General features: G+C 63.7%; 22 protein-coding genes and 1 pseudogene. 4 read left to right on the plus strand and 19 right to left on the minus strand.

What is annotated here, in order from left to right; genetic code table 11:
• Nucleotides 1-13 precede the first annotated feature (13 nt).
• The 8 genes and pseudogenes from N551_RS0130505 to N551_RS0130540 all read right to left on the minus strand — a co-directional run bounded on the left by N551_RS0130505 (nt 14) and on the right by N551_RS0130540 (nt 6,997).
• Nucleotides 14-1,900, minus strand: coding sequence for a feruloyl-CoA synthase (locus N551_RS0130505; RefSeq protein WP_027570151.1), 1,887 nt, complete (start codon nt 1,898-1,900; stop codon nt 14-16).
• Entirely contained in the window at nt 1,897-2,706 is an 810-nt protein-coding gene (locus tag N551_RS0130510) for a crotonase/enoyl-CoA hydratase family protein (RefSeq protein WP_027570152.1), read from the minus strand. Before N551_RS0130510 ends, N551_RS0130505 begins: the two co-directional genes overlap by 4 nt.
• 181 nt (nt 2,707-2,887) lie before the next feature.
• Nucleotides 2,888-3,187, minus strand: coding sequence for an addiction module antidote protein (locus N551_RS0130515; protein ID WP_027570153.1), 300 nt, complete (start codon nt 3,185-3,187; stop codon nt 2,888-2,890).
• A 3-nt stretch (nt 3,188-3,190) separates the two neighbouring features.
• Nucleotides 3,191-3,475 (minus strand): annotated as a pseudogene (locus N551_RS37550) (type II toxin-antitoxin system RelE/ParE family toxin).
• Between the two features lie 74 nt (nt 3,476-3,549).
• Nucleotides 3,550-4,011, minus strand: coding sequence for a DUF3237 domain-containing protein (locus N551_RS0130525; protein ID WP_027570154.1), 462 nt, complete (start codon nt 4,009-4,011; stop codon nt 3,550-3,552).
• 11 nt (nt 4,012-4,022) lie between these two features.
• Nucleotides 4,023-5,342 carry a TRAP transporter large permease gene (locus N551_RS0130530; RefSeq protein ID WP_027515392.1) on the minus strand — a complete coding sequence of 440 codons (1,320 nt, stop codon included), beginning with the start codon at nt 5,340-5,342 and terminating at the stop codon, nt 4,023-4,025.
• Between the two features lie 2 nt (nt 5,343-5,344).
• Nucleotides 5,345-5,854: a TRAP transporter small permease gene (locus N551_RS0130535; protein WP_007599673.1), complete on the minus strand. Its 510-nt coding sequence runs from the start codon at nt 5,852-5,854 to the stop codon at nt 5,345-5,347.
• A gap of 126 nt (nt 5,855-5,980) precedes the next feature.
• Entirely contained in the window at nt 5,981-6,997 is a 1,017-nt protein-coding gene (locus N551_RS0130540) for a TRAP transporter substrate-binding protein (protein WP_027570155.1), read from the minus strand.
• A 214-nt stretch (nt 6,998-7,211) separates the two neighbouring features.
• Here N551_RS0130540 and pobA point away from each other — a divergent pair, with 214 nt between their 5' ends.
• Nucleotides 7,212-8,381, plus strand: coding sequence for a 4-hydroxybenzoate 3-monooxygenase (gene pobA, locus N551_RS0130545; RefSeq protein WP_027570156.1), 1,170 nt, complete (start codon nt 7,212-7,214; stop codon nt 8,379-8,381).
• Between the two features lie 237 nt (nt 8,382-8,618).
• Nucleotides 8,619-9,038, plus strand: a complete 420-nt coding sequence (locus tag N551_RS0130550; protein ID WP_007599679.1) for a PaaI family thioesterase — start codon at nt 8,619-8,621, stop codon at nt 9,036-9,038.
• 5 nt (nt 9,039-9,043) lie between these two features.
• Here N551_RS0130550 and N551_RS0130555 read toward each other — a convergent pair whose 3' ends face one another.
• Nucleotides 9,044-9,928 (minus strand): LysR family transcriptional regulator, encoded by an 885-nt coding sequence (locus N551_RS0130555; RefSeq protein ID WP_027570157.1) that lies wholly within the window; start codon nt 9,926-9,928, stop codon nt 9,044-9,046.
• A gap of 119 nt (nt 9,929-10,047) precedes the next feature.
• Between N551_RS0130555 and N551_RS0130560 the strand changes: the two genes are divergently transcribed.
• Complete coding sequence (locus N551_RS0130560) at nt 10,048-10,683, plus strand: pyridoxamine 5'-phosphate oxidase family protein (protein ID WP_027570158.1); 636 nt, start codon at nt 10,048-10,050, stop codon at nt 10,681-10,683.
• Nucleotides 10,684-10,814: 131 nt separating this feature from the next.
• Here the strand turns inward: N551_RS0130560 and N551_RS0130565 are convergent, their stop codons facing one another.
• From N551_RS0130565 to N551_RS0130575, 3 genes are read right to left on the minus strand one after another with little or no spacing between them, the layout of a single operon-like run.
• Nucleotides 10,815-11,546, minus strand: coding sequence for an ABC transporter ATP-binding protein (locus tag N551_RS0130565; RefSeq protein ID WP_027570159.1), 732 nt, complete (start codon nt 11,544-11,546; stop codon nt 10,815-10,817).
• A complete protein-coding gene (locus N551_RS0130570; RefSeq protein ID WP_051462974.1) occupies nt 11,543-13,312 on the minus strand; it encodes an ATP-binding cassette domain-containing protein in 1,770 nt (589 codons plus the stop codon). Before N551_RS0130570 ends, N551_RS0130565 begins: the two co-directional genes overlap by 4 nt.
• Nucleotides 13,313-13,319: 7 nt before the next feature.
• On the minus strand, nt 13,320-14,360 hold the full coding sequence (locus N551_RS0130575; RefSeq protein ID WP_027570161.1) for a branched-chain amino acid ABC transporter permease: 1,041 nt from the start codon (nt 14,358-14,360) through the stop codon (nt 13,320-13,322).
• A gap of 176 nt (nt 14,361-14,536) precedes the next feature.
• Here N551_RS0130575 and N551_RS0130580 point away from each other — a divergent pair, with 176 nt between their 5' ends.
• A complete protein-coding gene (locus N551_RS0130580) occupies nt 14,537-15,058 on the plus strand; it encodes a MarR family winged helix-turn-helix transcriptional regulator (RefSeq protein WP_027570162.1) in 522 nt (173 codons plus the stop codon).
• A 58-nt stretch (nt 15,059-15,116) separates the two neighbouring features.
• Here the strand turns inward: N551_RS0130580 and N551_RS0130585 are convergent, their stop codons facing one another.
• The 7 genes from N551_RS0130585 to N551_RS0130615 all read right to left on the minus strand — a co-directional run bounded on the left by N551_RS0130585 (nt 15,117) and on the right by N551_RS0130615 (nt 24,894).
• Complete coding sequence (locus N551_RS0130585; RefSeq protein WP_027570163.1) at nt 15,117-17,213, minus strand: bifunctional diguanylate cyclase/phosphodiesterase; 2,097 nt, start codon at nt 17,211-17,213, stop codon at nt 15,117-15,119.
• 222 nt (nt 17,214-17,435) lie between these two features.
• Complete coding sequence (locus N551_RS0130590; protein WP_027570164.1) at nt 17,436-18,719, minus strand: glycerate kinase; 1,284 nt, start codon at nt 18,717-18,719, stop codon at nt 17,436-17,438.
• Nucleotides 18,720-18,913: 194 nt separating this feature from the next.
• A complete protein-coding gene (locus N551_RS0130595) occupies nt 18,914-20,143 on the minus strand; it encodes an ABC transporter substrate-binding protein (RefSeq protein WP_027570165.1) in 1,230 nt (409 codons plus the stop codon).
• A gap of 239 nt (nt 20,144-20,382) precedes the next feature.
• Nucleotides 20,383-21,609, minus strand: a complete 1,227-nt coding sequence (locus N551_RS0130600; RefSeq protein ID WP_027570166.1) for an ABC transporter substrate-binding protein — start codon at nt 21,607-21,609, stop codon at nt 20,383-20,385.
• Between the two features lie 120 nt (nt 21,610-21,729).
• Nucleotides 21,730-22,965 (minus strand): ABC transporter substrate-binding protein, encoded by a 1,236-nt coding sequence (locus N551_RS0130605; RefSeq protein ID WP_027570167.1) that lies wholly within the window; start codon nt 22,963-22,965, stop codon nt 21,730-21,732.
• A gap of 31 nt (nt 22,966-22,996) precedes the next feature.
• Complete coding sequence (locus tag N551_RS0130610) at nt 22,997-24,013, minus strand: branched-chain amino acid ABC transporter permease (RefSeq protein WP_026233593.1); 1,017 nt, start codon at nt 24,011-24,013, stop codon at nt 22,997-22,999.
• Nucleotides 24,014-24,015: 2 nt separating this feature from the next.
• The gene (locus tag N551_RS0130615) at nt 24,016-24,894 is read right to left on the minus strand and encodes a branched-chain amino acid ABC transporter permease (RefSeq protein WP_007599708.1); all 879 of its coding nucleotides are present in this window, start codon (nt 24,892-24,894) and stop codon (nt 24,016-24,018) included.
• Nucleotide 24,895 lies beyond the last annotated feature (1 nt).

The following is a 24,895-nucleotide window of genomic DNA, read 5'->3' on the forward strand; positions in this document are numbered from 1 at the left end:
GGTGCGATATTTCTTAGCCGACCGATATCACACGGTCCGATGGATTGGCAGCGTAGAGCTCCTCGATCAGCAGGCTGCGATGCTCGAGCACCGCGCGCTGGTTGATCGAGCCCTTGTCGGTGACCTCGCCCTTGTCGATCGAGAGCGGCGTGTCCATGAGGATCGCGCGCGTGATCCGCGTCGAGGATCCCGTGGCCGCGCCGAGAAAGCGGGTCAGCCGTTCGCGAAATGCCTCGCGCACCAGCCGGTCGCGGGTCGCGACGACGAGATCGTCGGTCGGCAGCGTCGGGTTGATCAGCCGGCAGCCGTCGAGATCGAGCACGACGAGCGCGGAGACCTCGTCACGGTTGATGCCGGCGATGACGACGTCGCGCACCAGCGGTGCGCAGGCCGCGACGAAGCGCGCGCGCAACGGGCCGACACTGACCCAGGTGCCGCTGCCGAGCTTGAAATCCTCGCCGATGCGGCCGTCGAAATCGAAGCCGGCATTGAGATCATCGGGATCGACGGGCTTGAGTGCATCGCCGAGCTTGTAGAAGCCTTCTTCGTCGAACGAACTTGCGGTGATGTCGGGCTGGCGCCAGTAGCCGGGCATCACGTTCGGCCCCTTGCAACGAACTTCCATCTTGCCGTTGTTCGGCACCAGCTTGGCGTCGTTGCCGGATACGGGAAGCCCGACATGGCCGGAACGGCTGGTGCGCGGGTTGACCGACATGAAGAACGGCGCGGTCTCGGTTGCACCGAGGCCGGTCAGCATCGGCACGCGATAGCCTTTTTCCTTCACCGCGAGCTCGTCGAGGCTGTTCCAGACGAACGGCGACAGGGCCGCGCCCGAGAAGAACATTGCGTGCAGCCGGTCGAAGAATTTTGCGCGCAGGCCCTGGTCGTCGCGCAGATAAGGCAGCAGCGACTCGTAGCCCTTGGGGACGTTGAAATAGACCGTCGGCGATATCTCCTGGAGATTGCGCACGGTCTCCTCGATGCCTCCAGGCACCGGCTTGCCGGCGTCGAGATACATCGAGCCGCCATTGTAGAGCGTCAACCCGATATTGTGGTTGCCACCAAAAGTGTGATTCCAGGGCAGCCAGTCGATGATGACGGGCGGCTCGTCCTTGAGGAAGGCGAGCGTCTCGCGCAGCATCACCTGGTTGGCGCAGATCATGCGCTGGGTGTTGACGACTGCCTTGGGGTTGCCGGTCGAGCCCGACGTCAGCAGGAATTTCGCGATGGTGTCGGGGCCGATCCTGCCGTGGACCTCGTCCAGATCGCCGCGGATCGGCGTTGCCATGAGGTCGGCGAGCAAGGTGACGTCGCGGCCCGGCACATGGCCGTAGGACGCGGCGATCTCGGTGCCGAGCGAGACGTTGGCTGCGAGGGCGTCGGCGAACTTGTCGGCGTCCTCGGCGAAGACGAGGCCGGGCGTCAGCAGCTTCATCAAGTAGGAGAGCTTGCCGTAATCCTTCGACACCAGTGAATAGGCCGGCGACACCGGGCAGAACGGAATGCCGGCATAGAACGCTCCGAACGCCAGCAATGCATGGTCGATCGAATTGCCGGAGAGGATGACGACCGGCCGCTCCGCCGACAACCCGCGCGCAATGAGTCCTGAGGCAATGTGCCGGCTCGCGGCGAGCAGCTCGGCGTAGCTGATCTTGCGCCAGCCGCGGCCGCCTTCGCGCTCGGCCATGAACACGCGATCGGGGGTCGCGCTCGCCCAGTGATGCAGGCGGTCGGTGATGCGGGCCGGATAGTCTCCGAGCGGCTGTTTGGGCCGCAGGTAAATCGTGCCGTCGTCGCAGCGCTCGATATTCACGACGGGATCGCCGAACGAAATGGGCCGCAGCGGGGAAGTGCTCGCGCCGCGCTCCATGCTGGAAGAGGACGACGGCTGCGCGCTCATGATTTCGGCTTCACCTTTGCGGTCTTGTGTTCGAGGAACTCGCGGATCCTGCGCTTGGCTTCCTTGTCGCTCTGCGCCACCGTCGCCATCAGCGATTCCATCAACAGGCCGGTCTGCGGATTGGCCTCCGCGATCATCGGTAGCGCCTGGAGCACGGCGAAGTTGGTCAGCGGCGCGTTGGAGGCGACCTTGGTCGCAAGCTCCATCGCCTTGCCGAGCCCGTTGCCGGCTTCCGTGACATATTGCGCAAAGCCGTAGGAGGTGCCTTCGGTCGCGGAATAGACGCGGCCGGTGAGCATCATGTCCATCATCCTGGCGACGCCGATCAGGCGCGGCAGGCGCACCGAACCGCCGCCACCGACGAAGATGCCGCGCTGCCCCTCCGGCAGCGCGAAATAGGTCGAGGGTTCGGCGACACGGATATGCGCCGCGCAGGCAAGCTCCAGCCCGCCGCCGATCACGGCCCCCCTGAGTGCCGCGATCACGGGCACCCGGCTGTACTGGATGCGGTCGAACACCCGGTGCCACATCTGGGAATGGAGAAGGCCGCCGGTGGCGTCGTGGTCGGTCAGTTCAGAGAGATCGAGACCGCTGGAAAAATGGTCGCCGATGCCGTGGATGACGACCGCGCCGATATCCTCGGGCAGGGACGCAAAACACTCGCCGATTTCCAGGATGATGCCGTCGTTGAGCGCATTGCGCTTGGCCGGCCGATTCAGGCCGACCGTCAAAACCCGGTCCGTCCGCTCGATCCTCAAAAGCCCGGAGGCGCCCGCGTCAGCGGTCTCGGCGTTTCCCTGTGTCATTTGCGTCCTTGTCAGAATAGTTATGTTGTATAACGAATTCAGGGGGAGTCAATACGGCTGACAGCGGAGAAGCCGATGCATAGTCCGGAAAAGGGACGACAGTCCGGGTGCAGCGCCCGTACCCGAATGCCCGATGCGCAAGATTGGGATCGATATTACGGACGCCGATGCGATCCGGTCGCTACGCCGCCTTCGTTCCACTTTGAGGTTGCGCCACAAGATTGATACCCATGGCGTGGAGAACTTTTATCACAGTGCCGAATTCGGGTTTGGCCTCGCCGCCAAGCGAGCGATACAAGTTCTCACGGGATAGACCGGCCTTTTCGGCAATGGCGCCCATGCCCTGAGAACGGGCTACGGCACCGATTGCCATCGTTATTGCGGACGGATCGTCAGATTCAAAGGCTTCGGTGAGATAGGCCGCAATCATCTGGGGGCTGTCGAGGTACTCCGCAGCATCGAATGATTTCACTTTTGCCATTGCTCAGACCTCCAATTCGCTCGCGATCTTCTTTGCCAACGCTATGTCTCCTGGCTGAGCCTTTATCGCCTCCGCAAAGAAGAACGATGATCTCCTCGCCTCGGGCAACGTAGTAGATCCGGTATCCGGCGCCCTCATGGACTCTCATTTCGCTGATGCCGCCTCCGACCGCAGCAACGTCTCCGGGATTGCCGAGCGCCAGCCGATCGATCCGGGCGAGGATTTTTGCCTTCGCTCTCCGGTCTCGCAGGTTTCTAAGCCAGTCAGAGAATCGTCGGTTCTCTTGATGTCGGCATCTGTAGCGTATACGCTACAGATGCCGTATTGTCAATGGACTAGCCGGCGCTTGCGGCGCGCTGCGTTCACATCACCTGATGCACGTCGATCACCACGCGATCCGCATGCCGCGCTGCTGAACCGACAAAAATGTGCTCCATCAGCCAGCGGTATTTCTCATGCCCGGTCTCGAACTTCGGCACGGTGCGGAAATAGATCTGCTTCGGGTCGACCGGCTCGCCGCGCTTGAGCTTTTGCAACAGCTCGACCGGGCCGAAGCGCATACCCTTGTTCTCGACATAGACGATGGCGCCGTCGTCGGTTTCAAACGCATACTTCGCTTCGAGATCGATCAGCTCATTCGGGCGGATGGTCTGGAAGTCCGCGCCGAACGGCAGCACCTTGCCGGTGATCGCGCCCGTCACCTCGCCGCCGATGATCGGAATGATGCGGCGAATTCCGATGCCGGTCTCTCCGGCGGTGACGACGTCGCCGATGCGTGCGGTGACGGTGAAGACGTATTTGGTTTCCAGCGTCGGCGTGGTCATCGATTCACCCCTCAATGGGCCATCATCCGCGTCGGCAGCCACGTCGCCAGCAGCGGGAAGGCGATCAGGATCACCAGGCGCACGAGGTCTGTTGCAACGAACGGGATCACGCCCCTGAAGATCGTGGAGAAGGACACGTCCTTCACTACGCTTTTGATGACAAAGACGTTCATGCCCACCGGCGGATGGATCAGGCCGAGCTCGACCGTCATGACGATGATGACGCCGAACCAGATCGGGTCGAAACCGAGATGCATGATCACGGGGAAGATGATCGGCACGGTGAGGATGATCATCGCCATGGCGTCCATCAGGCAACCGAGCACGAGATACATCACCATGATCAGCGCCAGCACGCCGTAGGGGCCGAGGCCGAGGCCCGTGAGAAATTCCGTCACCTTCTGGGGGGTCTGCGTCACCGTGAGGAAGTACCCGAAGATCAAGGCGCCGATCAGCACGGTGAACACGGCGGCCGCCGTGCGCGTCGCCTGCAGCAGCGAGGCCAGAATCTTCTCGCGGTCGAGCCGGCCGGTCGCCACGCCGATGATGAAGGCGCCGGCAGCGCCGACGCCGCCGGCTTCCGTCGGCGTGAAGCGCGGCAAATAGGGCAGGCCGTAGAGGCCGCCGATCACGAACACGAACAGCAGCACCGGCGCCCAGATGTCCTTCAGGCCGGCGAAGCGCTCGCGCCACGGCAGCACCTTGCCCTTGGGCAGAAAGTCCGGCCGGAAATAGCCGATCAGGAAGATCGTGATCATGTACATGGTCATCGCCAGGATGCCCGGGATGATGCCGGCGATGAAGAGCTTGCCGATGTCTTGCTCGGTGATGATGCCGTAGACGGCGAGCACGGTGGAGGGCGGCAGCATCGCGCCCAGCGTGCCGCCGGCCGCGATCACGCCGGTGGCAAACGATTGCGGATAGCCGAAGCGGCGCATCTCGGGATAAGCGACCGCGGAGAAGGTCGCTGCGGTCGCGACCGAGGAGCCGCAGATCGCGGCAAAGCCGCCGCAGGCGCCGACGGTAGCGATGCCGAGCCCGCCGCGCAAATGGCCGACAAAGCCGTTGGCGGCGCGGAACAGCTCGCGGCTCATGCCGGAATTGCTGACGAAGGAGCCCATCAGCAAGAACATCGGAATGACGCCGAAGGTGTAGTCGGTCACCGTGCGCATCGAGGTCTGGCCGACCAGCTTCAGCGCCGGCGTGGCGCCGACGAGATAGGAGAAGCCGGAGACGCCGACGAGGCCCATGGCCATGCCGACCGGCACGCGCAGCAGCATCAGGGCGAACAGGGAAACGAAGCCGATTACGGCGACGGCATCGGTGCTCATGATTACTCCGTCGCCTTCAGCTTGGGGTCGTGCATTTCTTCGGGATGGAAGATCAACCGGTAGGTGCGGATCGCGATCAACAGCACTGCCGAGACGTCGCCGATCCAGGCGATCGCGAAGAACGGCCAGGTCGGCATATGCATGTCGAAGGTCTGGACGTTGTCGTTGTAGGTGCCGCGGACCTTGTCGAACAGCGTCCAGGTCTGCACCGTCACGACGAACAGCAGCACCAGGGTCGCGAACACGTCGATCCAGCGCTGGTAGCGCGGCCCGACATTGCCCCAGACCAAATCGACCGTGATGTGGGTGCCGCGATAGGAGGTGGCGGCGATACCCCAGAAGATCAGGATGCCGAGCAGCATGCGACCGATGTCGAAGCTGTCGGGGATCGCATAGTTCAGCGTGTTGCGCAGCAGCACCGACAGGAAGATGTCGAGCGCGACGATGCCGACGAACGCCGCTGCGATCCATTCGATCGAATCGATAACGCGATCCATCCAGCTGCGCTTCATGTGAGCTTCCTAGGAGATGTGATCCTCAGGCGGGAGAGGGAGAGGACGCGCTCCTCGCGTCTCGGCCCGCTTGCAGAACAACGGCGGCGAGATGCATCCCGCCGCCGCATGTGTTTCGACGAAGAGCTACTCCGCCAGCGCGTTGTACTTCTTCAGCGAGGCTTTCAGCTCGCTAAGCGCCGCGTCCGGATCGGCGCCGGCCTTCTTCGCGCCGTCGCTCCAGGTTTTCACCAGGGGCTCGGCGGCTTTCTTCCAGGCGGCGGTCTGCTCGGGCGTCAGCTTGTAGACCTCGTGACCGCTCTCCGCCTTGACCTTGTCGATCCCGGCATCCTCGAACTTGCCCCAGTGCTCGCCGACCACACCGGCCATCTCGACCGTGCAATTCTTGTCGATCGCGGCCTTCTGCTTGTCGGACATCGCATTGTACTTGTCCTTGTTCATGACGAACACGAAGGTCGTGGTGTAGAGCGGCGCCTCCATGTCGTACTTTGTTACCTTGTCGATGCCGAACAGCACGAGAGAGCCCCATGGGAAGGTGACGCCGTCGGCGACGCCGCGCTCGATGATGTCGCGCACTTCGGGCGCGGAGGACTGCACATTGGTGCCGCCGAGCGAGGTGACGAAGTTCGCCATGGTGGCGTGGGCGGGCCGGATCTTCAGGCCCTTCACGTCCTCCGGCATCACGATCTTCTTGGTCTTGGAATGGAACGAGGAGGGCGAGTGGACGAAGGCGAGGCAGTATTTGACGTCCTTCATCTCCTTCTCGGCGTATTTGCGGTACCAGGCGTCCAACCCCATCGAGCCGCCCTTGGCATCCGAGATCAGGAACGGCAATTCGCCGGCGCCGATGATCGGGAAACGGCCCGGCTGGTAGCCGGGATTGACATAGGTGACGTCGGCGATGCCGTCGCGCGCCATGTCGTAATGGTCGAAGGCCTTGCCCATCTGCTGGGCCGGAAACACCTTGCCCTTGATGGTGCCGCCGGAATCCTTCTCGACCGCGGCGGCCCAGTCCTCCAGCGATTTCTGCAGCGGATGCGAGGCCGGCACCCAGTGCGAGATCTTCAAATCGAAGGTCTTGTCCTGCGCGAACGCAGGGCTCACGCTTGCTGCCAGCAGCAACGCCAGACAGGCTTTCCTCATCACGTGTCTCTCCCTCTTTTGACGGCGGGCTTCGATGGCCCGGTCTCGTTAATTAACATGTTATCTAATTGGCCGGCGCGTTCAAGCCGGAACTGGCGCGGCGTGCCGCCGCGCACTCCCTTTTGCCCAACCGTTATATGATATAATTATCGTGCGCGGACGGCTGCGACAAGCGAGCCGCGCCGAAAGCCTACAGGATCGGGAGGAGCAAGTATTGCGGACAAAAGTCGCAATCATCGGGGCAGGGCCGGCGGGATTGTTGCTTGGGCAACTGCTGCACGGTTACGGCATCGACAATGTCATTCTCGAGCGGCAGAGCCCGGACTATGTGCTCGGCCGCATCCGTGCAGGTCTCCTGGAAGAGGGGACCGTCGCGCTGCTCGACCAGATCGGCGCCGGCGCGCGGGCGCATGCCGAAGGTCTGGTGCATGAAGGGATCGAACTCGCCTTCTCGGGGCGCCGGCACCGCATCGACATGAAGGCTTCGACCGGCAAGACGGTCATGATCTACGGCCAGACCGAGGTCACGCTCGACCTGATGAATGCACGCGCGGCCGCCGGTCTCACCTCAGTCTACGAGGCCAAGGACGTGCAGCCGCACGATTTCGACGGCAGTCACCCGCGCGTAACCTACGTGAAGGATGGCGTCACCCACACGATCGATTGCGATTTCATCGCCGGCTGCGACGGCTTTCATGGCGTCAGCCGCGCCAGCGTTCCGGCTTCGGCGATCGAGGAGTTCGAGCGCATCTACCCGTTCGGCTGGCTCGGCATCCTCTCCGAGACGCCACCGGTCAGCCACGAGCTGATCTATTCCAACCACGCCCGCGGCTTTGCGCTGTGCACCATGCGCTCGACCAGACGCAGCCGCTACTATGTGCAGTGCGCGCTCGATGACCATGTCGACCAATGGCCCGACGACCGCTTCTGGGACGAGCTCAGGCGCCGGCTCGACCAGGACGCCGCCGACAGCCTGGTCACGGGCCCCTCGATCGAGAAGAGCATTGCGCCGCTGCGCAGCTTCGTCGCCGAGCCGATGCGCTTCGGCAGGATGTTCCTGTGCGGTGACGCCGCCCATATCGTGCCGCCGACCGGCGCCAAGGGGCTGAACCTGGCGGCCAGCGACGCGCATTATCTGTCGAGCGCATTTCGCGAGTTCTACGACGAAAAATCCAGCGCCGGCATTGATGCCTATTCGGCGAAGGCACTGGCGCGGGTCTGGAAGGCCGTGCGCTTCTCCTGGTGGATGACCTCGATGCTGCACAAATTCCCCGACACCGGCACCATCGGCGCGCGCATCCAGCTCGCCGAGCTCGACTACGTCACGCAGTCGCAGGCCGCGATGACGTCGCTGTCGGAGAATTACGTGGGGCTGCCGTTTTAGGACGGTCACTGTCATGCCCCCACGAAGGCGGGGCATCCAGTACGCCGCGGCCTCTCCGTATCACGTCGCCGTCTCTGGAATACTGGATCACCCGCTTTCGCGGGTGATGACAGTCCTGGTGAGGCGACGCCGCCGTCCATTTCAAACGCCCGCGCAAATGTCGTTTAAAACTTTGTAGGTGATGCAACCGTCACGTCCCTCGCGTTCAATGGCGGCAGCCACCAACGCGAGATGGACATGACCAGCACCGACATCCCCGCCGGCTTCGAGCCGCACTTTCGCAAAGCCCCGCTCACCGATCCCTGGGAGCCGCTTTACTCCAGGAAGACCGACAACGGCGTCACCGTGGGATTGCGGCTGGCAACACCGCACACCAACGCGCGCGGGCTGATCCATGGCGGCCTGATCGCGGCGCTGGCCGATGCCGCCATGGGCTACAGCTGCGCGCAGGCGACGGGCTGGACCACCTCGTTGGTCACGATCTCGCTGTCGGTCGACTATGTCGGCGCCGGCGAGATCGGCCAATGGCTGGCAGTCGAGGGTGAGGCGATCAAGACCGGCAGCACGATCTGTTTCGCGCAGTGCCTCGCGAAGGCCGACGGCGCCGTGATCGCGCGTGCCAGCGGCACCTTTCGCGTCGTGCCGAAGAAGGGGTGAGCGCGTCACCCGAATTTCCACTCCGCAGTCTCCACCACGAGATCGACGAAGGCGCGTACCTTGGCGGAGAGCAGGCGCGAGGTCGGGTAGACGATGTGGATCGGTAGCGCCGGCTGCTCGTAGTTCGCCAATACGATCTTGAGCCGCCCGCGCCGCAAGCCTTCGGCGGCCTGATAGGCCAGCACTCGGGTCACGCCGCCGCCGGCCTCGGCATATTGCAGGGCGGCGTCGGCGCTGTTGCTGGCGAACCGTGGATTCGGCGCCACCTCGATGTCGTGGCCGTTCTGTACGAAGCGCCAGTTCGCGGATGGACCGAACGCGATGGTCTGGTGCGTAAGCAGTGCCTCCGGCGTCTTCGGCTCGCCATGGCGCTTGAGATAGCCTGGCGTCGCCACCACGATCCGCCGCATCTCGCCGACCTGGCGTGCGACGAGCGAGGAGTCGGCGAGATGGCCGATCCGCACCGCGACGTCGACGGCATCTTCCACGAGATTGACCAGGTTGTCCGACAGCCGCAATTCGCAGGCGACCTCGGGATAGCGTTTGAGGTAGGCGGTCATGACAGACCCGACATGGAGCCGGCCGAAGCCGACCGGCGCCGACACCACCAGCCGCCCGCTCGGCCGGTTGCGCTCCTCCCGTGCCGAGCCGTCGGCCTCCTCGACATCGGCGAGGATGCGACGCGCGCGCTCGAGATAGCGCGTGCCGACGTCGGTCAGGGTCACTTGACGGGTGGTCCGCTGCAACAGCCGCGCCCCGAGATGCTCCTCCAGAGCCGCGATCAGCCGCGTCACCGCCGAGGGGGACAGCCGCAGCTTTCGTGCCGCCGGCGCGAAGCCGCGCAAATCGGCGACGGTGACGAAAACATGCATGGCTTCAAGGCGGTCCATGGCATTATTGCATATAACGCAATGATCAAGTGTCAAGCCGGCTGATTGTTTTAGCCTGCGAAAAGTCCACTTTAGCTTGCGAAGACGCAAGGACGCGCCGGGATTTCAGGAGATGGTCGATGACGGCAACTCACACCTACGCCAGCGACGTGGCATTCACGCCGGCGGTGAAGTCGATCCAGACCCGAAAGGGATCACGCGAAGGCTATGCGCATGCCGAGCAGCGCGGCTGGCGCACCGAGGTCGATGAGAACCTCGCGGCGTTCCTGGCCGACGCCAACAGCTTTTATCTCGCCACGGCCTCTGCCGACGGCCAGCCCTACATTCAGCATCGCGGCGGCCCGAAGGGCTTTTTGAAGGTGCTGGACAAGCAGACGCTCGCGTTCGCGGACTACGCCGGCAATCGGCAATACATCACGCAGGGAAACCTGTCTGAAAATCCCAAGGCCTACATCTTCGTGATGGACTACACCCATCGCCGTCGAGTGAAGATCTGGGGCGAGGCCCGCGTGGTCGAGGACGACGAGGCGCTGACGACATCGCTGATGCCGAAAGGCTATCGGGCGCGCCCGGAGCAGGTGATCCTGTTCAAGATCGAAGCGTGGGATACGAACTGCCCGCAGCACATCCCGCAGAAGTTCGACGCTGGCGATGTGGCAGCGGCGCTGGCGGCGAGGGATACGAAGATAGCGGAGCTGGAGGCGGAGGTCGCGGCGCTGAAGGGGGAGGCGAACTCACCATCCAATGAAAGCTAGAGCGACTTGCGCGGGATGAGGGGGGCCTCTCCGCGAATGAAGCGGTTTCCGTTTGGATGGATACCCCTCATCCGGCGCTTCGCGCCACCTTCTCCCGCAAGGGGAGAAGGGAAGAGGAGTTCACGGCGCACTTACAACACACTCGCGCCTTCGTGCTGGAAGCCGAGATAGCTGGCGGCGACGCGTTCATTCGCCGCGATGTCGCTGGCCTTGCCGCTGAGCACGAACTCGCCGAGCTCCATGACGTAGGCTTGATCCGCGATCTTGAGCGCGGCCTGCGCGTTCTGCTCGACCAGCAGCACGGAGACGCCGGCGGCACGCAACTCGGTGACGATGCGGAAAATGTCGGCGACGATGATCGGGGCGAGGCCGAGGCTCGGCTCGTCCAGCATCAGGAGCTTGGGCTCGCCCATCAGCGCGCGGCCCATCGCAAGCATCTGCTGCTCGCCGCCGGAGAGCGTGCCGGCGAGCTGCTTGCGCCGCTCCTTGAGCCGCGGAAACAGCGTGTAAACCCGCTCCATCGAGGCTTTCGCCTTGCTTCTCTCGATGCGGAAGGCTCCTAACTCGAGATTGTCCTCGACATTCATGGTCACGAACAATTCGCGGTGCTCGGGAACGAGGCCAAGCCCCATGGCGACGCGGTCCTCGATGTCGAGCCGCGACAGATCCTGACCTGCGAATGAAACGCGCCCCTTCAGCGGCAAAATGCCGATGATGGCGGACAGCAGCGTGGTCTTGCCGGCACCGTTGGCGCCGACGATGGTGACGATCTGGTTTTGGCCGACTTCGAGCGAGACAGAGCGCACGGCCTCGACCTTGCCATAGGCGACATGGGCGTCGGCGACGGACAACAGCGCGCTCATGCCGCCACTCCGAGATAGGCCTTGATCACTTCGGGATTGGTCTTGATCGTGGCCGGCGTTCCTTCCGCGATCTTGGTGCCGAAATCGAGCACCACGATGCGGTCGGCGAGGTTCATGACGAAGCCCATGTCGTGCTCGACGAGCAAGACGCTCATGCCGCCGTCGCGCAGCTCCCGCAGCAACGTCGCGAGCTGCTGCTTCTCCATGTGGCGCAGGCCGGCCGCCGGCTCGTCGAGCAGCAGCAGCATCGGATCGACGCACAGCGCGCGGGCGATCTCGACGATCCGTTGTTGTCCCAGCGACAGCGAGCCTGCGAGCTGATGCATCTGCTCGCCCAGTCCGACCCGCTCGATCTGGCGGGCGGCTTCGGCGAGCAGCTTTGCCTCATCAGTGCGGTCGAGCCGCAGCATTGAGGAAATCGGCCCCGAATGGCCGCGCAGATGCGCGCCGATTGCGACGTTTTCCAGCACGGTCATGTCAGGCACCAGCTTGACGTGCTGGAAGGTGCGGGAGATGCCGAGCTTGACGATCTCCTGCGGCGGCGCCCTGTCCACCTTGTTGCCGAGCACGGAGATCGAGCCCGAGCTGGCCGACAGCACGCCGGTGATCAGGTTGAAGGTGGTGCTCTTGCCTGCGCCGTTGGGGCCGATCAGCGCGACGATCTCGCGAGCCTGAACGTCGAAGGAGACGTTGTTCACCGCGACCACGCCGCCGAATTGCTTCCGCGCCTTCTCGACCTGAAGCAGGACGCTGGATTGGCCGGGCGAGCGGGTGCGCTGCTCCAGTTTCAGCGAAGTGTCCGGCTTCTTGCCACTGGTACGCTGGGGCAGGAACGACATCAGCCAGGGCCAGACGCCGCCGGGTGCGAGCTGGAGCAGCGCCACCAGCATGATGCCGAACACGATGGTCTCGACCTGGCCGGAGCCGGGCAGGATCAGCGGCAGGTAGCTCTGCAGCACTTCCTTCAGGACCACGACGAGCGCCGCACCGAGGACGCCGCCCCAGACATAGCCGGCGCCGCCGACCACGGCGATGAAGAGATATTCGATGCCCGCCTGCGCGCCGAACGGCGTCGGATTCACCGCGCGTTGAAGATGGGCGTAGAGCCAGCCGGAGAGGCCGGCAAGCACGGCGGCATGGATGAACACCAGCATTTTCGCCCGCGGCGTGTGCACGCCGAACGCCTCGGCCGCGACATGGCCGCGCCGGAGCGCGCGGATGGCGCGGCCGGTACGGGAGTCCAGCAGGTTCATCGTGAGCAGCGCCGAGAGGATTACGGCAACCCAGATCGCGTAGTAGATCGAACCGGGCGAGAGCATTTTGAACGAGCCGATCGACAGCGGTGGGATCGCCGAGATGCCGTCGTTTCTTCCCAAAAACTCCAGCTTGCTGAAGAGATAGAACAAGCCGAGTCCCCAGGCCAACGTGCCGAGCGGCAGATAATGGCCGGACAGACGGACCGTGACGAGGCCGAGCAGCACCGCCAACAATCCGCTGACCACCAGCGACAGCGGCAGCGTCAGCCAGGGCGACATGCCGTAGGTCGTCGACAGCACCGCGGTGGTGTAGGCGCCGAAGCCGACGAAGGCCGCTTGTCCAAACGAGGTCAGGCCGCCGACGCCGGTCAGCAGCACGAGGCCCATCGCGACCAGGGCGGTGAGGCCGACATTGTCCAGCAGCACGATCCAGAACGGGGGCATGCCAGGAACGAACGGGATCGCCGCCATGATCAGCGCGAAGATGAGGATGGGGAGCCGGCTCTGCATCTTGGCGTCAGTCCTTCTCTTCCTCGACCGCAGGCGCCGCGAGCGAGCGCAGCAGCAGCACGGGAATCAAGAGCATGAAAACGATCACCTCCTTGTAGTTGGAGGCATAGAAGGACGAGAACGCCTCGACGATGCCGACGACCAGCGCCGCGACCGCGGTGAGGGGATAGCTGACAAGCCCACCGATGATGGCGGCGACAAAGCCCTTCAGGCCGATCAGGAAGCCCGAGTCGTAATAGAGCGTCGTGATCGGCACGATCATGATGCCCGACAATGCGCCGATGACGGACGCCAGCAGGAAGGCGATCTGCCCGGACAGCGTGGTGCGGATGCCGACGAGCCGGGCACCGAGCCGGTTCACGGCGGTCGCGCGCAGCGCCTTGCCGTAAAGTGTCAGCCCGAAGAACAGCCACAGCCCGACGATGAAGGCGATGGTGATGCCGTAGACCGTGATGCTCTGGCCCGTGAAGCGCAGCGCGCCGGTGGTGAAAGATCCGGACAGCACGGCAGGTCCGCGCTGGCCTTCGGCGCCGAAGAACAAGAGGCCCAAACCCTGAAGCGCGAGGTGGACGCCCACCGAGGCGATCAGCAGCACCAGCACCGAGGTGTGCGCCAGCGGCTGGAATGCGATGCGGTAGAGAAACAGGCCGATCATCGCCACGATCACCAGCGACAGCGCGATGCAGACCGCAACCGGCGGCTTCTGGGCGGCGTAGTAGACGGTCAGCGCCAGCACGATGGCCGGCAGGACGATGTTGGTGAGGGCGCTGCGCAGCACCAGGCGTCCGTGCAGCGCCTTGCGCGCGGCGAACAGGTCGAACGCGAAGGCGCCAACGCCGAGGGCGAGCGCGAGTTTCGCCGTGCCCGGCATCTGGCCCGCGGCCAGCGAGGCGTAGGTCAGCGCGCCATAGGTGACGAATTCGCCTTGGGGAATGAGGATGACGCGGGTGACGGCGAACACCAGCACCAGCGCCAGGCCGAGCAGCGCATAGATCGCGCCATTGGTGATGCCGTCCTGCAGCAGGAACAGCATGATGGTGGTATTCAAGACCGGACGCTCCCCCTCAAAGATTCAGGACCGGTCCCCTGATTGTGGTGGACGGTCCGCTCACAGCCATTGAACAGCGCTGACGATATTTGATATGGTCCATAACAATTATCAAATATAACATCAAGGGTGGCGAACGATCCTCCCGAACTTAACGGGATTGCGAGCATGAGGCGATGACCGTTTCCAAAAGCGCTGAAAAGTCCTCTGAAAAACCCGCCGAGACCGCCAAGGGCCGCAAGGATGCGGCCGACGGGCCTGGCGAAGCCCTCCAGCTCGGCGAGCTCTCGGAGCAGCTCGGCTATGTCCTGAAGCGGGCACAGCTCAAGGTGTTCGAGAATTTCCTGCGCTGCATGGCCTCGCTCCAGCTCACGCCGGCGCAGTTTTCCGTGCTGTTGCTGGTCGAGAAAAACCCCGGCCGTAACCAGACCGAGATCGCCTCCACCCTCGGTATCCTGCGTCCGAATTTCGTGGCCATGCTCGACAATCTCGAGAGCCGCGACCTTTGCGCGCGGATCCGCTCCACCAACGACCGCCGCTCGCACATCCTGGTGCTGACCGACAAGGGCAAGGCCGTACTGGCCCGCGCCAAGAAGCTCGTCGCCACCAAGCACGAGGCCCGGCTGAACGAGCTGCTCGGGCCGTCCAACCGCGAAGCCCTGCTCGGGATGCTCTCGAAGATCGCCAACGAGTTTTGACGGTTGACTGCCCCGGCGACCGGGCATCAACCCGGAATCGCGGGCGGACTGGCGGCGGTTATGCCGCAGCGAACCGGTCGGGCATGGCAGGTGCTTCCGCGGACAGGAAGCGGCGCTCGATTTCCATGGCGGGCAAGGGCGGGCTGAACAAATAGCCCTGCATTTCCGTGCAGCCTTCCGCTGCGATCCGGTCCCGCTGCTCCTCGGTCTCCACGCCCTCCGCCGTCGTCGTCATGCCCATCCCGCGCGCGAGCGCCGCCACCGCTCGCACGATGCTGAGGGAGGCCGCATTGTTTTCCACGCCGCTGACGAAGGACCGGTCGATCTTGATCTTGTCGAAGGGGAAGCATTGCAGATAGGTCAGTGACGAATAGCCGGTGCCGAAATCGTCCATGGCGACCTTGATGCCCAGCGCCCGGAGCTGGTGCAGCGTCGTCAGCGTCCCATGCCTGTCCTGCAGCAGAACGCTTTCCGTGATTTCGATTTCCAGCCGCCGCGGATCGAGGCCGGAGGCCGCGAGCGCGCCGACGATCACCTCTGTCAGGCCCGGCTGGCGGAATTGCACCGCCGAGATGTTGACGGCGACGTGCAGATGGTCCGGCCATCGGCTTGCAATGGCACAGGCCTGCCGGATCACCCATTCGCCGATCGGCACGATCAGGCCGATCTCTTCCGCAAGCGCGATAAAGCTGTTCGGCGCGACCAGTCCGCGCCCTGGATGTCGCCAACGGATCAAGGCTTCGAAGCCGCTGATCTCGCCGCCGTCGGTCTTCACGACCGGCTGGTAGTGCAGTTCGAACTCGCCGGCGGCAAGGCCGTTGCGCAGGTCCTGCTCCAGCGCGCGACGGCTTTGCGCCTCTTCGCCCATGGCCGGCTCGAAGAAGCAGTGCATGCCGCGGCCGTCGCTTTTCGCGCGATACAGGGCCAGATCGGCATTGTGCAGGAGCTGCTCGGGCGTCGAGCCGTCGCCGGGCGCAATGGCGATCCCGATGCTCGCGCCCACAATAGCCTGGTGTCCGTCGAGCCCGAACGGAGCACTCAGGGTGCTGACAACATCGCGCGCCAGCGTGTCCGCTTCGTTCGAATCGGAAATCGGCGACTGGAGGATGACGAATTCATCGCCACCCATGCGCGCGATCGTATCGCTGTCGCGCGCGAGCTGCTTGAGGCGGCGGCTGACATCCTGCAGCAGGATGTCGCCGGCCTGGTGGCCCAGGGTGTCGTTAACGGCCTTGAACTTGTCGAGATCGATGTGGTGGATCGCGAACATCCCGCCCTGTTCGAGCGCCTGCTTGAGGCGCTGACCGAGCAGGGCGCGATTGGCGAGGTCCGTCAGCGCGTCGTGGTGCGCCATATGCGCGATCTGCAATTCCGCCTTGCGCTGCTCGGTGATATCTTCGTGCGTCGCGACCCATCCGAGATCGGGCATCGGTCGGTGCCTGATCTTGAAGGTTCGCCCGTTCCGCATCTCGACGATGCTGTCCATGGCCTCGGCCGACGTGGCGACATCGGTCCGCCATGTGGCGTATTCCTCCCGCGTCATTGCCGGCACGCTGCCGGCTTCGAAGCGCAGGTCGAGGATCTCCTGGAGCGGCGTGCCCGGACGAACGCGGTCGGGCGGCAGGCCGTACATTTCGATATAGTGCGTGTTGCAGACGAGCAGCCGATGGTCGGCGCTGAAGAAGCAAAGTCCCTGCGACATGTTGTTGATCGCAATGTCGAACTGAAAATTGCGCTCCTGCAGCCGCGCACTGAGCTCTTCGCGCTCGGTAATGTCCTCGTGCGTCGCCATGCCGCCGCCGTCGGGCAGGGGATGGATGGTGTAGGCGATGATTCTTCCGTCGGCGAACTGCTGGACCGTCTGCTCGCTGACGACCGAGCCTTCCGTGCGGGCGCGGACATAGGCGCCGGCTTCTCCGCCGATGTTCAGGCCCAGTTTGAGCCGATGCTGGATCAGGTCCTTGATCGGCGTTCCCGGGCGCACCTGCTCGGGCGAGAGCGCGTACATCTCGCGGTAGCGCGGATTGCAGAAAATGACCCTGCGGTCGCTGCCAAAGAGGATGATCCCAAGCCACAGATTATTGGCGGCGCACTTGAGCAGCTCGCCGAGCACGAGCGGATCAATGCTTGCGACCTCCTGATCACTTTGCGCCATGTGCGTTGCCCCCGGGACGACGCGATTAGAGCAGGCGGTGGTGAATCAGCCCAACAATACGCCCAGTTTCGGGACATGTTCCTGAAACTGCGGCGAATGCGAGGTTAAAGGCGGCGATGCCCGCCCCCTGGAAAAGAGGACGCCGACGAGAATTCAGAGATCGTTAACCAGGCCGTCCCGCCGAACCGCGCGCGGCGCCGGCGGGATGGCGATGCCGCCGTGTCAGTCGACCAGGATCACCCTGATGTCGTTCACATTGGTCAGCGTGGGACCCGGCAGCAGCAGGTCGCCCGTCGCCTCGAAGAACGTCGTCGCATCGTTGTTGTCGAGATAGGCCTGCGGCTGCAGCCCCTGCGCCGTCATCTTCGCGAATGTCGCCGCGTCGATCAGCGCGCCGGCGGGGTCGGTGGGATGGCCGGCACCGCCATCGGCGCCGTCGGTGTCGCCGGCGAGCGCGGAGATGTCAGGCGTGTCCTTCAAGAGGGCGGCGAGCGCCAGCGCGTATTCCTGGTTCGGGCCGCCGCGGCCATTGCCCCGCACGGTGACCGTGAGCTCGCCGCCGGAGAGGATCGCGACGCGCTTGCCCTGGGCGCGGGCCTGAAGCGCCAGCCTGGCGTGATCGGTGGCAACATCGCGGGCCTCGCCTTCGAGGTCGGCGCCGAGATCGATCGTCTCGTAACCGGCCTCATGCGCGAGTTTGACCGCAGCGTCGAGCGATTGCTTCGGACGTGCGATCAATTCGAAATGCGCGCGCGCAAACGCGGCGTCTCCCGGCTTGCAGCTTTCGTTCGCGGGGTCGTCCAGCGCGCGGCGAACGGCATCGTCGATGTCGAGCTTGTACCGGGCGACGATGGCGCGCGCATCATTGAGCGTGGTCGGATCGGGCACGGTCGGACCCGAGGCGATCGCGGAGGGATCGTCATGCGGCACGTCGGAGATCGCAAGCGTCACGATCTCGGCGGCATTTTTGCCCGCGCGCGCCAGCCGCCCGCCCTTGATCCGCGACAGATGCTTGCGCACGACATTCATCTCGCCGATCGGCGCGCCGGAGCGGAGCAGCGCCTTGTTGACCGCCTGCTTCTGCGCGAAGCTGATGCCGTTGACGGGCGCGATCCAGTTCGCCGAGCCGCCGCCGGTGAGCAGCACCAGGAGCAAATCGTCCGGCCCGGCCTCGGCCGCGAGCGCGAGCGTATCGGCCGCGCCCTTCAGGCCGGCTTCGTCAGGCACGGGATGACCGGCCTCGACCACGCGGATGCGGCGCGTCGGCACGCCGTAGCCGTGACGCGTGGTGGCGATGCCGACCAGGCGCTCCGGTGCGAGCCCGAGCGTGTCGAGATAATGCCGCTCGGCGGCGGCGGCCATCGCGGCCGCGCCCTTGCCGGCGGCGAGACAGATTACGCGTCCCCTTGGCGCGGGCCGCAGGTGCGGCGCCAGTATCGTGCTCGGATGAGCGGCGGCAACGGCGGCGTCGTAGAGCGCGCGGAGCAGGGGGCGTCGGTCGGTCATGACGAAGGGCCTTGAGCGGGCAGGAAAGACTGGCGGCAAACGCGCCGCTCACCTGCCTACCGCATCATGCGCCAAAGCGTAAGCCGGCTTTGTCATCATTCGATTGTGCAATCGCGTGATCATAATCGGCGCGCAAGCAAAAACCCCCTGCGATCATCTCGCAGGGGGCTCTCGTCGTCGTATGGTCGAGCCGGTTAGCCGCCGACGTCGGCGCTGATCACGTCGCCGAACAGTTCCCACTTCTCGCCCTTGAACTTCTCGAGCTGGAGCTGGCTGATCGGCGCGAAATCGGTCGGCGAGGTGTTGATCTGCACGCCCGGCAGCAGCACTTCGGTGCGGAAGTCCTTCAGGCTGGCGGCCTGTTTCATGACGTTCGCGCGGGTGAGATCGTCGCCGCACTGCTTCAGGATCTGGACCAGGGTCTGCGCCACGCCGTAGCCGACGATGGTGCCGTGATCGAGCTTGTCGCCGTCAGGAAAGTACTTGTTCATGAACGCGACGAAGTCCTTCATGCCGGGGTCGCTGTTCCACGTCGAATCCGAAATGTCCTTCAGATAGTCGGCGGAGATGATGTCCTGTGAGTTCTCGAACCCGGCGGGCTTGAGCACGCTGCCGACGGAGGCCGAGACGTTGTTGAGGAAGTGCAGCGGCTTCCAGCCGATCTCGGCCACCTTCTTGATCGCCTGCGCCGCGAATTTCGGCGTCGTGATGTTCATGAAGACGTCGGCGCCGGTCGACTTCAGCTTGACGATGTGGTTGTCGATGGTCGGCTCGGAGGTCTCGTAGCTCTCCTCCATGACGATCATCGACGCGGCCTTGGCGCCGAGGCCGTCCTTCAGACCTTTGAGATAATCCTTGCCGTAATCGTCGTTCTGGAACAGCACGGCGATCTTGGCGTCCGGCTTGTTCTTGAGCAGCCATTTCGCGTAGATCTGCGTTTCGCTCTGGTAGTTGGGCTGCCACCCCATCGTCCAAGGGAAGTTCTGCGGATCGTTCCACTTGGTGGCGCCGGTGGCCACCAGGAGCTGCGGCACCTTCTTCGAGTTCATGTATTTGTGGATCGCCGAGTTCGGCGGCGTGCCGAGCGAGTTGAAGATGAACAGCACCTCGTCGCTCTCGACCAGCTTGCGCGCCTGCTCCACCGTCTTCGGCGGCGAATAGGCGTCGTCGTAGCTGATGTAGTTGATCTTGCGGCCGTTGATGCCGCCTTCGTCGTTGATCTTCTTGAAATAGGCGGCTTCCGTCCGCCCGATGATGCCGTAGGCGGAGGCCGGTCCGCTGTAGGGCATGATGTTGCCGACCTTGATCTCGGTATCGGTCGCGCCGGTATCGTATTTCTTCTGGGCCGATGCAGTGGAGGCCGAGGCCGCAATGAGCGCGAGCGCCAGTGACGCGGCCGCAAGTTTGCCGGTGACAGCGGGCATTCCTATCTCCCTATTCTCTTGGTGTGTGTGCGTCCCTTTTCTTGTGTTGCCTGTTCTTGGTGACGCAGCCGCAATTCAATACGATTTACCCGATGCCTACAACAGAAAGCCCCTGCGGCGGGGTCGCAGGGGCTGCTTCTTTAGTAGTCAGGGACGGGCGCGCGCGCGTGTGCGACTGCGAGAAGGTGCATCCGTCTGAGTTGACGAGCCGATCAGGAGCGAGTTTGAGTTGCGCGGCTTCAGTGGCCGAGTTCGCTCGAGATGACGTCCCCGAACAGCTCCCATTTCCGGCCCTTGAACCGCATCATCTGGAGCTGCTCGATCGGGGCGAAATTATCCGCTGCGGTGTTGATCTTGATGCCGGGCAACAGGGTGTCGGGCTCGAAATCCTTCAGGCTTGCCGCCTGCTTCATGACGTTGTCGCGGGTGAGATCGTCGCCGCACATCTGCAGCACCTTCACCATGGTTTGGGCTGCGGCGTAGCCGAACACCACGCCGGCATCGAGCTTGTTGGCCTTGGGATCGTATTTGGCGAGGAAGTTGTAGAACTTCTTCATGCCGCCGTCGGCATTCCATTGCGGGTCGGAGCCGTCCTTGGTGTAGCTCGCCGACAGGATCCCTTGCGAGATCTCGAGCCCCGCCGGCTCGAGCACGCCGCCGACCGAGGCCGAGACGTTGGAGATGATGTGGACCGGATGCCAGTTGATCTCGGCCGCCTTCTTGATCGCCTGTGCGGCAAATTTCGGCGTGGTGATGCTGACGAAGATGTCGGCGCCGGAGGCCTTCAATTTCACGACGTGCTCGTCGATTGCCGGCTCCGACGTGTCGTAGCTGTCTTCCAGCACGATCATCGAGGCCTTGGGCCCAAGGCCGTCCTTCAGTCCTTTCAGATAGTCCTTGCCGAAATCGTCGTTCTGGTAGAGCACGCCGATCTTGCCGTCCGGCTTCTCCTTCATGATGTACTTGGCGTAGATGCGCGCCTCGCTGGCGTAGCTCGGCTGCCAGCCCATGGTCCAGGGATATTGCTTCGGATCGTTCCACTTCGAAGCGCCGCTCGCCACGAACAATTGCGGCACCTTCTTCTCGTTCATGTATTTGCGGATGGCGCCGTTGGTGGAGGTGCCGAGCGAGCCGAAGATCAGCAGCACCCCGTCGCTCTCGACCAGCTTGCGGGCCTGCTCCACCGTCTTCGGCGGCGAATAGCCGTCGTCGTAGGAGATAAACTTGATCTTGCGGCCGCCGATGCCGCCCTCGGCATTGATCTTGTTGAAATAGGCTTCCTCGGCCTTGCCGATCGCCGCATAGGCGGAGGCCGGGCCGCTATAGGGCATGATGTTGCCGATCTTGATCTCGGTATCGGAAGCGCCGCTGTCGTATTTCTTTTGCGCCAGGGCCGGGTTGCCCATCGCAGTGCACAACGCGAATGCGGCCAGAACGCCCGCAACCTGAAATCGAACGGCAGTCATCTTTCTCCACCCGGAACGGATCGCCGCCGCATTGAACAAGAATGATGCGGGACGTCAACAAAAAGCCCCCGCGATCGTTCGCGGGGGCTTCTCGACGTGTCGGACTATAGCGTCAGAGTGTCACTCGGTGGCGATGTCGCCGCTGATGATCTCGCCGAAGAGTTCCCACTTCTCGCCCTTGAAGCGCTGCATCTGGAGCTGTGCGATCGGGGCGAAGTCGGTGGGGCCGGTGTTGATCTTGACGCCGGGCAGCAGGGTGTCCGGTGCAAAATCCTTCAACGAGGCCGCCTGCTTCATGATGTTGGCCCGGGTCAGATCGTCGCCGCACATTTCCAGGACCTTGGTCAGCGTCGACGCCGCGCCGTAGCCATAGACCATGCTGGTGTCGGACTTGTCGGCACCCGGCATGTACTTGTCGACGAACTCGTTCCACTTCTTCATGCCGGGGTCGTTGGCCCACTGCGGGTCCGTGGAGTCCTTGGCATAGGCTGCCGACAACACGCCCTGCGAGGCCTCGAAGCCGGCCGGCTTCATCACGCTGCCGACCGAGATCGACACGTTGGTGAGGATCTGCAGCGGCTTCCAGCTCAGCTCGGCGGTCTTCTTGATGGTCTGGGCGGCGAACTTCGGTGTCGCGTAGATCAGCAGGACGTCGGGATTGGCCGCCTTGATCTTGACGATGTGACCGTCGATCGAGGGCTCCGACACCTCGTAGCTCTCTTCCATGATGATCATGGACGCGCCCTTGGCGCCCAGGCCGTCCTTGGTGCCCTTGAGGTAGTCTTTGCCGAAATCGTCGTTCTGATAAAGGATCGCGATCTTGGCGTCCGGCTTCTCCTTCAACAGCCATTTCGCGTAGATCTGCGCTTCGCTCTGGTAGGAGGGCTGCCAGCCCATGGTCCAGGGGAAGTTCTTCGGGTCGTTCCACTTGGTGGCGCCGGTGGCGACGAACAGCTGCGGGATCTTCTTGGCGTTCAAATACTTCTGGATCGCGCTGTTCGAAGGCGTGCCGAGCGGGTTGAACACGACGATCACTTCGTCGCTCTCGACCAGCTTGCGGACCTGCTCGACGGCCTTCGGCGGCGAATAGCCGTCGTCATAGGTGACGAAGTTGATCTTGCGGCCATTGATGCCGCCCTTGTCGTTGATCATCTTGAAATAGGCTTCTTCGGTCTTGCCGATGATGCCATAGGCCGACGCCGGACCGCTATACGGCATGATGTTGCCGATCTTGATCTCGGTATCGGATGCGCCGGTGTCGTATTTCTTCTGGGCAAATGCGGCGCCGGAGGTGAGAGTGATGACCGCCGTTGCCGTCACCAGCGCAGCGGTTCGCAGTGTTCTTTCAAAAAACAATTCGGGTCTCCTTAGCTTAATCAACGGGTTGTCAGTTCTTTCTGAGCCGGCCGACGAGTTGCTGGCCCATGATCGCGATCTGCCTCGCGCCGTGCGGCACGAGGTAGATGACGGCGAACAGGAGTACGCCGAATACGGCGCCGGAGAGGCCCTTGGAGATGCCCTCCGCCATGTTCGGCACGAAGATGATGAAAGCTGCGCCGACGAACGAGCCGGGCAGCCAGCCGACGCCACCGACGACCATGCCGAGGAACAGCGAGATCGCCAGCGTGATCGTGTAGCTGTCGGGCGCGACGAACTGCACGGCGATGGCGCCAAGCGAGCCGGCAACGCCGGTGATGCCGGCGGACACGCCGAAGGCCAGCGTCTTGTACAGTGCGACGTTGACGCCCATCGAGGAGGCCGCGATCTCGTTGTCGCGGATCGCCATGAAGGCACGGCCCGAGCGGGAGCGCAGCAGGTTTACCGAGAAGATGTAGATCGCGAGCACGACGGCGAGCGAGAAGTAGTAGAGCCAGGTGTCCTGCGACATCGGCAGCCCGAACGGCGCGTCGGGCTTGGTGACGACGAGGCCCTGCACGCCGCCCGTCCAGTGCTCGAGGAAGTTCAGCTTCAGCAGCTGCGGCATCGCGGTGGCAAGCGCAAAGGTCGCGAGCGCGAGATAGACGCCCGATAGCCGCAGCGCCGGCTTGCCGAACAGGTAGCCGAATGCGAAGCAGACCGCCGCGGAAATCGGAATTGTCAGCGCATAGTTGACGTTGAAGTACTCCATCAGCACCGCCGACGTATAAGCGCCCACGGCGTAGAAGGCGCTCTGGCCGAGCGAGAACTGGCCGGAGCCGCCCGTCAGGATGTTCAGGGCCAGCACCGCGAGCCCGTAGATCAGGAGCATCGTCATCTGGAAGATGATGAAGTTCTTGACGAACACCGGCACGATCAACAGCACCGCCAGCACTAACAGGGAGGTGCCCGTGCCCAGCGTCATCGCCCGTTTCGGAACCGCCTCGACGGCCGGGGCTTCCGTGACGACGTCTTCTGCAGCGCTCATGATCAAACTCGCTTGACGATTTGCCGGCCGAACAGGCCAGCGGGTTTGACGACCAGGACGGAAATGATCAGCGCGAGCGCGATCGGGAGCTTCAACTCGTTGCCGACGCCGGGAATGTAGGTGCCGGCGAGGTTTTCGAAGACACCGACCAGGAAGCCGCCGACCACGGCGCCGAACGGGCTCGTCAGTCCGCCGAGCACCGCCGCGGCGAAGCCGTAGATCAGCACGCCGCCCATCATGTTGGGCTCAAGGAACACGACCGGTGCGATCAGCATGCCGGCGATCGCACCGATCGCGGACGCCATGCCCCAGCCCAGCGCGATCATCCAGCTCGTGTTGATGCCGACCAGCCGGGCCGATTCAGGTACGGAGGCGGCCGCGCGCATGGCGAGGCCGATCTTGGTGTACTGGAAGAAGAAGTAGAGGCCGAGCAGCAGCAGCACCGTCACGCCGATCATGCCGGCCTGGTGGGTCGAAATCAGCTGGCTGCCGAGGAACGGCGAGGAGCCGAACGGGGTCGGATACTGCTTGATGGTGAAGTCCCAGATCAGGCCGGCCGAGGAGTTGATGATCGCGAACAGCGCGATGAAGCCGGCGACGTTGGTCAGCACCGGCGCCTTGGCGAGCGGCTTGAACAGGATGCGCTCGATCGCGATGCCGCCGACGAAGGACAATGCCAGCGTGATCACGAAGGCGGCCCAATAGGGAATGCCCCATTGCATCAGCTGCCAGGAGATGAAGGTCGAGAACATCGCCATCTCGCCCTGCGCGAAGTTGAGATGGTCGATCGCCTGGTAGATCATGACCACGGCGAGCGCCATGCAGGCGTAGATCGCGCCCGTGGCGATGCCGGCCAGCACTTGGTTGGTGAACAGCTCCATC

It is taken from the genome of Bradyrhizobium sp. URHA0013 (genome assembly GCF_000518345.1).
GTDB lineage: Bacteria > Pseudomonadota > Alphaproteobacteria > Rhizobiales > Xanthobacteraceae > Bradyrhizobium.

Coding starts and splice junctions, on each gene's coding strand:
- N551_RS0130505 (WP_027570151.1), bottom strand. CDS start 1,900: ATGAGCGCGCAGCCGTCGTCCTCTTCCAGCATGGAGCGCGGCGCGAGC.
- N551_RS0130510 (WP_027570152.1), bottom strand. CDS start 2,706: ATGACACAGGGAAACGCCGAGACCGCTGACGCGGGCGCCTCCGGGCTT.
- N551_RS0130515 (WP_027570153.1), bottom strand. CDS start 3,187: ATGGCAAAAGTGAAATCATTCGATGCTGCGGAGTACCTCGACAGCCCC.
- N551_RS0130525 (WP_027570154.1), bottom strand. CDS start 4,011: ATGACCACGCCGACGCTGGAAACCAAATACGTCTTCACCGTCACCGCA.
- N551_RS0130530 (WP_027515392.1), bottom strand. CDS start 5,342: ATGAGCACCGATGCCGTCGCCGTAATCGGCTTCGTTTCCCTGTTCGCC.
- N551_RS0130535 (WP_007599673.1), bottom strand. CDS start 5,854: ATGAAGCGCAGCTGGATGGATCGCGTTATCGATTCGATCGAATGGATC.
- N551_RS0130540 (WP_027570155.1), bottom strand. CDS start 6,997: ATGAGGAAAGCCTGTCTGGCGTTGCTGCTGGCAGCAAGCGTGAGCCCT.
- N551_RS0130550 (WP_007599679.1), top strand. CDS start 8,619: ATGACCAGCACCGACATCCCCGCCGGCTTCGAGCCGCACTTTCGCAAA.
- N551_RS0130555 (WP_027570157.1), bottom strand. CDS start 9,928: ATGGACCGCCTTGAAGCCATGCATGTTTTCGTCACCGTCGCCGATTTG.
- N551_RS0130560 (WP_027570158.1), top strand. CDS start 10,048: ATGACGGCAACTCACACCTACGCCAGCGACGTGGCATTCACGCCGGCG.
- N551_RS0130565 (WP_027570159.1), bottom strand. CDS start 11,546: ATGAGCGCGCTGTTGTCCGTCGCCGACGCCCATGTCGCCTATGGCAAG.
- N551_RS0130570 (WP_051462974.1), bottom strand. CDS start 13,312: ATGCAGAGCCGGCTCCCCATCCTCATCTTCGCGCTGATCATGGCGGCG.
- N551_RS0130580 (WP_027570162.1), top strand. CDS start 14,537: ATGACCGTTTCCAAAAGCGCTGAAAAGTCCTCTGAAAAACCCGCCGAG.
- N551_RS0130585 (WP_027570163.1), bottom strand. CDS start 17,213: ATGGCGCAAAGTGATCAGGAGGTCGCAAGCATTGATCCGCTCGTGCTC.
- N551_RS0130590 (WP_027570164.1), bottom strand. CDS start 18,719: ATGACCGACCGACGCCCCCTGCTCCGCGCGCTCTACGACGCCGCCGTT.
- N551_RS0130595 (WP_027570165.1), bottom strand. CDS start 20,143: ATGCCCGCTGTCACCGGCAAACTTGCGGCCGCGTCACTGGCGCTCGCG.
- N551_RS0130600 (WP_027570166.1), bottom strand. CDS start 21,609: ATGACTGCCGTTCGATTTCAGGTTGCGGGCGTTCTGGCCGCATTCGCG.
- N551_RS0130610 (WP_026233593.1), bottom strand. CDS start 24,013: ATGAGCGCTGCAGAAGACGTCGTCACGGAAGCCCCGGCCGTCGAGGCG.
- N551_RS0130615 (WP_007599708.1), bottom strand. CDS start 24,894: ATGGAGCTGTTCACCAACCAAGTGCTGGCCGGCATCGCCACGGGCGCG.